Consider the following 9492-nt stretch of genomic DNA (forward strand, 5'->3'; position numbering starts at 1 on the left):
GAACTTCCTGATGCCCTCGGGCTTGTTGACGAGCATGGACCGGGTCAGCTGGTAGTGCGTGCGGAACAACACGAGAGCCATCACCCCAGCACTGGCCCCAACTGTTCCTGGCGTCCCTGACGGCTCGTAAATCAGGCTCCACAAAGCGATCAATAGGCACAGTTCCGTCAGACGGCTGATCCATTTGGTCAGGCGTCGCCCCAGGAAGCGGGCCTCGTTGAAGACTGCCCCCACTCTAAGGGCCACGCCTTCCTCCCATGCTTTGGATCCACCTTCGATCCGCGCTACGGCCATGTGCGGCCAGTCGAAGATCTTGTCCAAGCGGTCACCGCCGATCTTGAAACTGATTTTCTGCGGATCGGAAGGCGCGGTGAGCTCGATCTGCAGTTCAGTAATCAGGGGTTCGCTGTCCAGGTGTGCCCGCAACGATGCGAGGTCGGCCCACTCATGTGTCTCAGCGGTACTGAAGACCAGGTCTTCTCTGGTCTTCTTGCGGGTGTTCTTCATGTATCGGACGGTCAGATGACCGGTCGGCAGAGCATCCTCAAAGATCGCCAGCAGGTCTTCCAAGTTCTTCCACGAGAACCAGCAGCCACCACGCGCAACGCGCATCCCCCACTCCGCCATGGCAGGAACCTAGCGGCTCAGTGATCGATTTGTCAGCAGGCCAACAGTTCTGCGGAACCGCCCAGTTGCGGTGGACTCAGGGGTCATCATGGGGACAACCGTCACAGACATGTCCCTCACGCAAAGCACCAGATCAGATCCCATGAACCACCGCTGAGCTATCCATAACGGTGGGCACAGGCCGGTTCTCCGGGCTCTTCCCGGCGAGGATGCAGTTCGCCCAGGGCTGGCGGATCGTGATGCCGCGGATCCAGTCGCCCTCGGGCAAGGTCGCGACGCTCATGCGACTCGCCCCCACAGGCTCGTGCCCGGGCGGCCGGCCCGGCGCCCGTTGACGGACGGCAATGTGGCGTACGCGGCGGTGGCGAGATGAGCGCGGCCGGAGTGCTTGCCCTCGTAGAGGGCGGCATCGGCCGCGCGCTGCAACACGGACAGGTCGCGGGTGCCGACGATGTCGCAGGCCGCGGCGCCGACCGAGGCGGCGACGTCCACCACCTGGCCGTCGTCCAGGGTGACCGGCACACGCAGCATCTGCACCAGCTGCGCGAGGCGGACCTCACGGCGGGCGGCGGGCATCTCCAGCACGATCGCGAACTCGTCACCACCAAGGCGGCTTACGGCAGCGCGCGGGCCCGCCCAGGCGGTGAGCCGGGCCGCGGTCGCCATCAGGACGACGTCCCCGGCCGCGTGGCTCATCGTGTCGTTGACGTCCTTGAAGTGGTCCTGGTCGACCAGGACCACGGCGGTGTCGTCGCCGTGCCTGCGCAGGACCTGCCGGGCCCGGGCGGTGTACGCGTCGCGCCGCAGCAGCCCGGTCAGCGGGTCCTTCTTCGCGGCTGCCAGGCGCCGGTGCAGGGTGATGGCGTGGACGGTCCAGCCGGTCAACGGCAGCGCGGCGGTGGTCAGTAAGAGTGCGCGATGCCCGATCCGGGCCTGAAAGCGCAGGACGGAGTCCATACTGAGGGTCTGCCTCTCGTCTCGTACGGGATGGATGGGTTCGGGACAGCCGTCGACGCCAGCAAGCAGAGCGGCTGTCCCCGGGCGTTGTAGAGCTCGAAGCCACCGTTGTTGGCGGCACGGATCCAGCTGTGTCGTTCCACCGGTCGGCGGCCGCGCACAGCAGCGCGTCCCCAGCCAGGCGCCCGGGTCCGTCGTTGATCGCCTTGAAGTGGCTTTCCTGGTTGCCCAGGATCACGGCGGTGTCGTTGCCGAGGCGATGCAGGATCTACCGGCCCCGGCCCTTCTACGTGTTGCGCCGCAGCAGCCTGGCGAGTGGGTCGCGGCTTCGCAGGCGGCCGTTCGGCGGTTCAACGCAACGGCCTGCACAGTCCAGCCCCTCAACGGAACAACGGCGGTGGTCTGCAGCAGCCGGTGGGGAAGTCGAATCCGTAGGGCGATGCCGCGGAAAGGAGAAGTCACTGCGTTGTCAGCGGCGGGCCGTAGGGTGAACACATCGGCCGTGATCAGGGGAGACAGAAGCAGGGGAGGAGCTGGTCATGATCCGCGCGTATAAGTTCCTCCTGCGCCCCACAGCTGGCCAGGAACAGGCCTTGCGGGCGATGCTGGCCGACCACTGATGCTGATCGTCTTCACCTTCCCATTCACGGGCCGGTGCTGGTGAATGCGGACGTGCCCGACACCTTGCAGACGGACCCCAGCCGTCCGGCCGGTCGTGGGGGATCTCGAGTCCGGCCTCGCGCGCGGCGCGTGCCGCGAGCTCGCCGCGAACGGCGAGGAGACCACCGTCTCCTCTGTCGCCCGTGGCCGGCGTCCACCGCAGCCTGATCCACCGCCACGGCGACCTGCACGCGGCCGTCCTCGCCCGCGCAGTCGAACCACCGCCCGACGCGACCAAAGGGGCCCAGGTCAGCCGCCAGTCTTTGCTGGCCGAGTCGCGAACCTCACGGCCCGCAACGGCCGCCTGTCCGCGCACATCACCCGGCTCGAACGACGCCTGTCCGAAGCTCTCGGACAGGCCGCATGGGAAGCCTTCGGACTCGGTGCCCCCGCCGACGTCGAGACGCTCCCACTGGATCGGCGAGCTGGAGCCGTAGGTCCTCGACCTCAGCACGGAGCTGGCGGAACGCCACGAAGACCTCGCCGCGGCACGCGCGGCAAACCGTGAGCTGATGGCACAGCTCAACCGTTGAACGCGTCAGTCCGCGGCAGCCGCGAGGCCGTGCGCGAGATCGATCAGATCGGCCAGCCGCAGCACCCGTTCGCCGAACCCCGGAAGGGGGACATGCAAGGGCCCAGTCCAGCGGGCAGGGATTGCATCCAGTCCGTGATACGCGCCCGCGAGACCTCCAGTGACCGCGGCGACAGTGTCTGTATCGCCGCCCACGTCAATCGCCGCGCGAATGGCGTCCTCGAACCTTGTTGTGTTGCGCAGAGCCCAGACCGCCGACCCCAGGCAGGGCCAGACTGCGCCGTTGAACTCGGTTGCCTGGTCGGGATGCCAGTCAGCAGCAAGGACTGTTGCATATCGCTGACGGTGGTCGGGATGGACGAGATCCAGAACGTCAGGAAGGGCACAGAGGGGGTCGGCGCCGGCCAGGCTGAGGCGAATGAGTTCGTGGAATATGGCGGTGCCTTCCCAGGCGGCGCGGTCGCCGTGGGTAAGGGCAGCGATGCGCCGGGCGGCATCCATCGTGGCCGACTGGCCAGCGCGCGCAAAGTAGACCGCAGACGTCGACGCCCTCATCAAAGAGCCGTTACCGGCTGCTCGCTGGTTGACCTGGAAATTAATCGCGGCGGCCAGATTCCACGGCATGCCGTTTGTCAGCACATCCTCGGTTTGCAGGCCGATGTCTTTGGGGTCAGCTGCCGCCCACCGCTGGAAGCGGGCAAAGATGTCCGGCAAGTCCAGTCCATCCCGCTGCAGTAGCGACTCCGCGACAAGAACGGCCATCTGCGTGTCGTCCGTGGCTTCGCCCGGTTCCCAACCGCCGCCTCCGCACATCTCGCCACCGCTGCCGGGTTTTGGGAACCGGGCAGAGAACGCACCAGGCGGACCGAACTCGAAAGGGGCTCCCAGCGCGTCGCCTACCGCTGAGCCGACGACCGTCGCGAGGGCTCGCTCCATACGCTTCATCTGCGCAGGCTATCGACGTCACACGGCAGCCGCGCCATTTCTTCGCCCGGTTATCGGAGGCCCAAGGCAGCTTCAGTTCCTATCGCTCGATCACTGCCGCCCGGCAGCGACGTCACGAGTCCGTACGGCCTACAGCGTCGCAACGCATCCTCTGCAGCTCTGTCCGCGACACCTGTCGTGCACCCGCGCCAGATCGACACAAGCCGTTGACCTGGGTCATCAATGCGACCCTAGAATCTCAGATCCAGCCAAGCCCGAGAGAAGCGACGTGCACGGTGCAGGCGATACGCCCGGCACGGCTGGACTGGTCCTCGTTCTCGTCGTGCTGGCGCTTGGTGACGGCCTGGTGGTCGGACTGGATCCAGTTTGTCGCTGCTTTCTTGGCGTGTCTCACATTCCTCAACTCCCGTTGATCGGACGTGGGGATACCAGTTGATGAGGGTCGTGTCGCGGACCTACCGTCCCGACGCGTGTTGGTTCACTTCTTCTCTGCCGAGGGCTGGCAGTCCTGGGGGCTCGATGGCGAGCCGTTGATCCCCGAGCGGATGCGGGTGCTGTTCGACGACGACTTCCTGTTCGAGGACGAGGGCGGCCCGCGGGCGACGCGGGCGGTGAACTCCTGGCTTCGCACGCTGCCGTCGAGCGGGGCGCCCTCGCCGAACTCGTGGCGGGCGTACGCATCTGCGGCACCGTGTCGCGGTGTTCGGTACGCGGCAGGAGCTAATGGCCGCGCTCGGTACGTACGCGGACCGTCGGCTGTCAGGGCCGGTTGGACGAGCGGCTGGAGTCCTCGTCTTGGGAGTTGCAGGTCACGGCGCTGAGCCGGTTCTACGACTGGGCTGAGCGTGAGGGCCTGGCCGCGGCGGTGCCGTTCACGGTGGCCACCGGCAAGCGGATGGTGCAGGGCCGACTGGTGGAGACCCGGCACAACCGGGCCCGGCTGCGGCGGCGGAAGCCGCACGTGAAGGTGCAGTACCTGGAGTCGGACTTCGCCGATCTGTTCCGCTACGGCCTGGCCGGGCTGGGCCCGGATGGGCTGGAGGACGCGACGTTCCGCGGCCGGTTCCCTGGCCGGAACACGGCGATGGGCGGTCTGGTGCTTGGCACCGGGATCCAGATCGAGCGGCGCATCCGCGCGGCCGTCGACCGGCTGCGTGATCTCAACCAGCGGCTCACCGGAAAGCTCGCTCGCCCGCACCCACACCGAGCTCACGCAGCTCAAGGAGCGTCACCGGCACCTGCTGTCGGTCCTGGCGGCCAAGGACGACGAGCTCTAGCGTCTGCGCCGCCAGCTCAGTACGTTCGCTTCGGTCCCGGATCAAGTGCAGGGGAACGACACCAAGGGCGTCGTCCCCCTGCCCCGGCGCTGATGTCAGGTGTGACGACGCAGCACAGTTGGCAAATCAGCACGCTTGGTGGCAAACGCCGAGAGCCGGGTCTTCTACATCGCTGAGCCGTGACACGTTAGTTGGAACTTCGCCACGAGGACTGGCACCGTCGTCGGCTCGAAGGCGAGAACGTCTCCGTCCAACTGCTTCCTGGCCAGGTCAGGCCCTGTGGCACGATCCGCGGCCGGTTCCAACAAGCGTGACAACTCCCCGCAGGTGCCAACAAGACTGTCCCGTCGGTTCCAACTCCAGTGTCCCACTGGACGAAGAAATGCAGGTCACTGCTCCCTTCCGGTTCCAACTAACGTGTCACGGCTCAATCGCTGAGCCAAAGCACGATAGATGTCACAAGGCAGGCTTACTGTCACCAAGATCGACAGCGCAGTATCCGGCGTTCCTGCCCGAGGGTTCCCGTGCAGCTCAGCACGTCGGCAGAGCCGCGTGGTAGGTGACAGTCACCGCGCTGTCTGCACCGCTGGTGACAAGTATCCCGCCGATCTGGTGACAACTACGGTGCCTCGTCGGCGAGAAGCAGCAGGTCAGTGCGCCCCGGTGGTGACAACTACCCTGCTTCGGCCAATCGCCCATGTGACGAGGGCTGAGGGGGAACCGCCTACGGTTCGACGATGTGCCGCAGATAGGTGTACGGGTCGGCGAGATAGCGGCGCCAGTGATCCACGACGCCGAGCTCCCGCCAGGCGACCCTCCGCATACCGTGCTCACCGACCTCGATGATGTCCGCGCCCGGCAGTGCGGTCAGCAACGGGGAGTGCGTGGCACAGATGACCTGGCCGCCCTCCTTGGCCAACCGGTCGATGTGCCCGATCAGCTCGAGGCACGAAGAGAAGGAGAGCGCTGCCTCCGGCTCGTCGAGAACATAGAGCCCGGCGTGAAGGAACTTCCCGCGGAACGCCGCGAGAAAGCCCTCACCATGGCTGACATAGTCCGGCGAGAACCCCTCCCTGCCCAGGGCGTCCAGCGCGGTCTCGGCACGCAGGAAGAAGCCCTTGCGGGCTGACCAGCTGGTGACCATACGGCGCCCGCGCCCCGAGGCGGCGTCGAATTTCATACGCTCGCCGAGGGTCGACTTGCCGCGCGGGGAAGCGTAGCGCCAATCGTGGGAGCCGCCGTAGGAGTCCAGGCCGAACCCCTCCGCCAGCGCCTCGACCAGGGTCGACTTCCCCGAGCCGTTCTCACCGACCAGAAAGGTCACCGGTGCGGTGAACCGCAGCCCTTCGCTGACTAGCTGTCGGACGCAGGGCACCGTCCAAGGCCAGGTTTCCTCGTCGTACGAGGGGAGATGGACATACGCGCGTTCGATAATCACGCAACCAGTGTCGCCTGGACTCGGAAAGCGTACGTGCGCATAACCTGCGTCACTCCTGCCAACTACGAAGCGCCACAACCTTCTGACTAGGGCAGTCCGGCACCTCCATTTGCCAACTGTGCTGCGTCGTCACATCAGGGTCGGCGACCTGCCGGGGCATGTCACCCACAGGCAGGAAGTGGGCGGCGCAACGGCGGGCAGGATCAGCGGTTGCATCAGGTCCTTTCAGTAGACGCGTTCCAGGCGGGTCACCGCGGCCCCGTCACAGCGCGAGGCCGACGGCGGCAAGCGCGAGCAGGGCCAGTGCTGCGAGCGAGAGGTCGACCGCACGCTGCAGTTGGGTGAACTTCCGTACAGCGAGGATCGAAAGGACCCGGATGCGGGCGGCTCGGGTGTCGCCGTCCATGCAGGCTCGGATCTCGTCTTCGTCCAGGCATGCCCAATGCGGGAAAGAAGCCCGGTCGTCGCCGCGCAGGCGGGGGCTGACGACCAGGAGCAGCAGTACGGCGGCCGCGCCCAGGGCGAGAACGGCGAGGGCGCCGAAGGCTTTCGTCACCGGCGGCAGGTCATTGTCGGCGACGGATGCGAGGCCGGCGAGGACGGCGCCGTTGAAGGCAAGCAGTAAGGAGGCCTCCGTCCGTGCGTCCGATCTCGTTGACGACGCAGGCGCGCGGTGTCCAGGTTCTTGTCGGCGACGGTGGGCGGGACCGTGACGGTCGTCATGAGCAGGGTTCTCCTTGTGGAAGGCGAAGGGGAGTTGGGGTGTCAGCGGGCGGGGCGCTGCCGAGATCAGGCGACCAGCCCGTGAGAGCTCGGGGCGGTGGACGCGATGTAGCTGCTGGGGGTCCACTGGCGTGCCGTCGAAGCACCCCAGGCAGCATCCGAGCTTTTTGGATACTGGCGCAGAGCACTTGTTCCATGGCTGTCGTATTCCTGGCCAAGAAGGTCCGTCAGCCCCTTCGTCCGTGACCCTGGGCCGTGCGAAATTGTTGGTCGAGAGAGGGGTCCGTGAGGGAAGCTGCATGCGTGATCGAGCGAGAGGCCGCCGTTCAGGCTGTCGAGGACCAGCTGGAGCGCGACTATCAGCAGTGGCGGGCTGCGGGTACGGACGCGATGCGGATGGCTGTGCTCGACGTCAAGGAGCACGAGCTGGTGTGGATCGTCTCCTGGACCTCCGAGGAGTTCGTACGCACCCGGAACCCGGAGTTCATGCTGGCCGGTAACGGGCCGTACCTGGTCGACCGTGTCGACGGCGGACTGCACCGGATCGGCGTCGTCTCCGCGGTAACCGGGGAGTGGGAGGCCGACTATCGAGCCCGGATACGTGGGCTGCTGGTGCGCACCGCAGTAGACGATCTACACGATGCGCTGTGCGAAGTCGCCGCTGCGCGCGGACGCATGCACGCTGTGCGGACGCTGCGCCAGAGGCTTCCTGTGCTCTCGCCTGCGGAGGCCATCGAATACGTGAGCGCCTTGCTGGACGGTGATGTACCCGCGCGTCTCGTGGCCGTCGCCACCAAAGAGCTCGTGGAGCCTCTCAACCCGGTACTCGCTGTAGAGACGATTCTGAGCGGGGCGGCGATCCGAGCCGGTCAGAGACCCCAGGGATGACTGGAAAGCCAGTCGGCATCGGATGCAATATGGCCCATTTCGGGCAGCCGTAGCGGCGGCCGCACTTGGGGCAGGTCTGGCGAGCGGCCACGGCCCTGTCGAGCGCGTACTCCAGGCCGAGCGTCATCGCCGGACCTGCCTCGCCTTGGCGATCTCGTAGAGGTAGCCGCTCTTCGGGCCGAGGGTCTCAACTTCGGCGACCACATCCAGGCCGCCGTAGCTGAGGCCCATCGCACGCAACTGCCGTTGGGTGGCGAGGCCTTCAGGGGCCTGGTTGCGCTTGTAGACCGAAACCAGCGGTTTGCAGAATCTGCAGGCCACCTGGCCGGGAATGCGCTGGCGAGGGTGGGTTATCGCCCAGGGAGGCACGCGGATTCGCCCGGAATGATGGCTTCGGCTGCTCTCGCCTGGTTGTCAGTGTGGTGTGAGAGCCTCGCGGGCATGAGCTACGACTTGGCCGTCTGGGAAGGCGAGAGACCAGCGGACGACAAGGCCGCGGGTCGGGCCTTCAATGACCTCTATGACCGCCTCATCGATGCGGAGGTTGGCCGGCCTCCGACTGAGCGCATCGCGGCTTATGTCGCCGCGCTCCTTGAGCGTTGGTGTGACCTGACCGAGGACGACGACGACACCTCGCCTTGGTCGACCGGGCCGTTGATCGGCGAGGCCCGGGGTCCGCTGATCTACTTCCCGATGCGATGGAGCATGGCCGAGGAGGCCTCCGCCTTCGCAGCTGACGTTGCGCAGTCCATGGGACTGGTCTGCTTCGACCCTCAGCTGAACAAGCTCAGGCCCTGACGCCTTGGCCAGTCGGCCACGAACTCCCCAACGGCTCGCCAGCATCCTCGGGAAGGTCGGCCGCCAGCGGGGCATCGAAGCTGAGACCGAGCGGCTCCGCGAGATCTTCCGCGCCGAATACGCTCACCAGCCGCCGCTCGTCGAGGACGCACTCGGCCAGCAGATGCTCGCCCTCCTCATCCAACTTGAGGCCGCCTGTACTGCGGCCGACGACCTCGCCAAGGCGGTGGAGGAAGTTTTCCCTCAGCACCCGGTCGCTGAAGTGATGTTGAGCTTCCCGGGACTCGGCGTCCAGCTCGCCGCCCGAGTGCTCGCCGAGATTGGAGATGACCGCTCCCGATTCGCTCACGCCCCGCGGCCTCAAGGCTTACGCGGGCTCCTCGCCCATCACCAGGGCCTCCCGCAAGAAGTCGAGCATCACCCGCCGCCGTGTGAAAAATGACCGCCGCCGACGACGTGATCAGCACGGAGACCGGCACGCAGCCGCATTGCGCAATCTCTTCAATCGCTTGATCGGCCAGCTCTATCACTGCCTGCAGCACGGTCATCTCTCTGACGAGACATTCGCCTTCCCACCTTCGCCGGAGCAACCTGAGGTCACCGCCGCCTAGCGGGCAGAGTGCGCCTGGCTTTGTCCACGAGAACGG

The 9492-nt window shown here is 66.4% G+C and carries 11 protein-coding genes and 2 pseudogenes; 5 read left to right on the forward strand and 8 right to left on the reverse strand.

The genetic code is table 11. The features are described 5' to 3' along the window. The 3 genes from H4N64_RS43320 to H4N64_RS43330 form a co-directional block, all read right to left on the reverse strand. Positions 1–627: hypothetical protein (locus tag H4N64_RS43320; protein ID WP_186288126.1), on the reverse strand; the 627-nt coding region annotated here is incomplete at its 3' end. A gap of 133 nt (positions 628–760) precedes the next feature. Then, entirely contained in the window at positions 761–910 is a 150-nt protein-coding gene (locus H4N64_RS43325) for an ASCH domain-containing protein (RefSeq protein WP_186288135.1), read from the reverse strand. Further along, positions 907–1584: a GGDEF domain-containing protein gene (locus tag H4N64_RS43330; RefSeq protein WP_186288127.1), complete on the reverse strand. Its 678-nt coding sequence runs from the start codon at positions 1582–1584 to the stop codon at positions 907–909. Before H4N64_RS43330 ends, H4N64_RS43325 begins: the two co-directional genes overlap by 4 nt. A gap of 539 nt (positions 1585–2123) precedes the next feature. Here H4N64_RS43330 and H4N64_RS46640 point away from each other — a divergent pair. After that, positions 2124–2201, forward strand: a pseudogene (locus H4N64_RS46640) (helix-turn-helix domain-containing protein); the annotation flags it as partial. A 581-nt stretch (positions 2202–2782) separates the two neighbouring features. On the opposite strand, the gene H4N64_RS43335 reads toward H4N64_RS46640, so the two are convergent. Both H4N64_RS43335 and H4N64_RS43340 read right to left on the reverse strand, forming a co-directional pair. Continuing rightward, entirely contained in the window at positions 2783–3721 is a 939-nt protein-coding gene (locus H4N64_RS43335) for an ADP-ribosylglycohydrolase family protein (RefSeq protein WP_186288128.1), read from the reverse strand. A 238-nt stretch (positions 3722–3959) separates the two neighbouring features. Further along, entirely contained in the window at positions 3960–4115 is a 156-nt protein-coding gene (locus tag H4N64_RS43340) for a hypothetical protein (RefSeq protein WP_186288129.1), read from the reverse strand. Between the two features lie 760 nt (positions 4116–4875). Between H4N64_RS43340 and H4N64_RS46140 the strand changes: the two genes are divergently transcribed. Beyond that, on the forward strand, positions 4876–4998 hold the full coding sequence (locus tag H4N64_RS46140; protein ID WP_260860396.1) for a hypothetical protein: 123 nt from the start codon (positions 4876–4878) through the stop codon (positions 4996–4998). Positions 4999–5722: 724 nt separating this feature from the next. On the opposite strand, the gene H4N64_RS43345 is transcribed toward H4N64_RS46140, so the two are convergent. Together H4N64_RS43345 and H4N64_RS47155 are read right to left on the reverse strand one after the other, a co-directional pair. After that, complete coding sequence (locus tag H4N64_RS43345) at positions 5723–6436, reverse strand: AAA family ATPase (protein ID WP_186288130.1); 714 nt, start codon at positions 6434–6436, stop codon at positions 5723–5725. Positions 6437–6698: 262 nt separating this feature from the next. Beyond that, complete coding sequence (locus H4N64_RS47155; protein ID WP_260860398.1) at positions 6699–7460, reverse strand: Pycsar system effector family protein; 762 nt, start codon at positions 7458–7460, stop codon at positions 6699–6701. A gap of 2 nt (positions 7461–7462) precedes the next feature. On the opposite strand from H4N64_RS47155, the gene H4N64_RS43355 reads away from it, so the two are divergent. Then, the gene (locus tag H4N64_RS43355; protein ID WP_186288131.1) at positions 7463–8047 is read left to right on the forward strand and encodes a YrhB domain-containing protein; all 585 of its coding nucleotides are present in this window, start codon (positions 7463–7465) and stop codon (positions 8045–8047) included. A gap of 123 nt (positions 8048–8170) precedes the next feature. Here the strand turns inward: H4N64_RS43355 and H4N64_RS43360 are convergent, their stop codons facing one another. Further along, positions 8171–8368: a hypothetical protein gene (locus H4N64_RS43360; RefSeq protein ID WP_186288132.1), complete on the reverse strand. Its 198-nt coding sequence runs from the start codon at positions 8366–8368 to the stop codon at positions 8171–8173. A 120-nt stretch (positions 8369–8488) separates the two neighbouring features. Here H4N64_RS43360 and H4N64_RS43365 point away from each other — a divergent pair, with 120 nt between their 5' ends. Both H4N64_RS43365 and H4N64_RS46150 read left to right on the forward strand, forming a co-directional pair. Next, positions 8489–8845: a hypothetical protein gene (locus tag H4N64_RS43365; protein ID WP_186288133.1), complete on the forward strand. Its 357-nt coding sequence runs from the start codon at positions 8489–8491 to the stop codon at positions 8843–8845. 22 nt (positions 8846–8867) lie between these two features. Next, positions 8868–9456 (forward strand): annotated as a pseudogene (locus H4N64_RS46150) (transposase); the annotation flags it as partial. Between the last annotated feature and the right edge of the window lie 36 nt (positions 9457–9492).

The organism is Streptomyces cupreus (assembly GCF_014257025.1).
GTDB classification, from domain to species: domain Bacteria; phylum Actinomycetota; class Actinomycetes; order Streptomycetales; family Streptomycetaceae; genus Streptomyces; species Streptomyces cupreus.

What these genes read in the sequence shown, in the direction of transcription:
- H4N64_RS43365 (WP_186288133.1), top strand. Translation starts at nt 8,489, where the DNA reads ATGAGCTACGACTTGGCCGTCTGGGAAGGCGAGAGACCAGCGGACGAC.
- H4N64_RS43325 (WP_186288135.1), bottom strand. Translation starts at nt 910, where the DNA reads ATGAGCGTCGCGACCTTGCCCGAGGGCGACTGGATCCGCGGCATCACG.
- H4N64_RS43335 (WP_186288128.1), bottom strand. Translation starts at nt 3,721, where the DNA reads ATGAAGCGTATGGAGCGAGCCCTCGCGACGGTCGTCGGCTCAGCGGTA.
- H4N64_RS47155 (WP_260860398.1), bottom strand. Translation starts at nt 7,460, where the DNA reads ATGCAGCTTCCCTCACGGACCCCTCTCTCGACCAACAATTTCGCACGG.
- H4N64_RS43330 (WP_186288127.1), bottom strand. Translation starts at nt 1,584, where the DNA reads ATGGACTCCGTCCTGCGCTTTCAGGCCCGGATCGGGCATCGCGCACTC.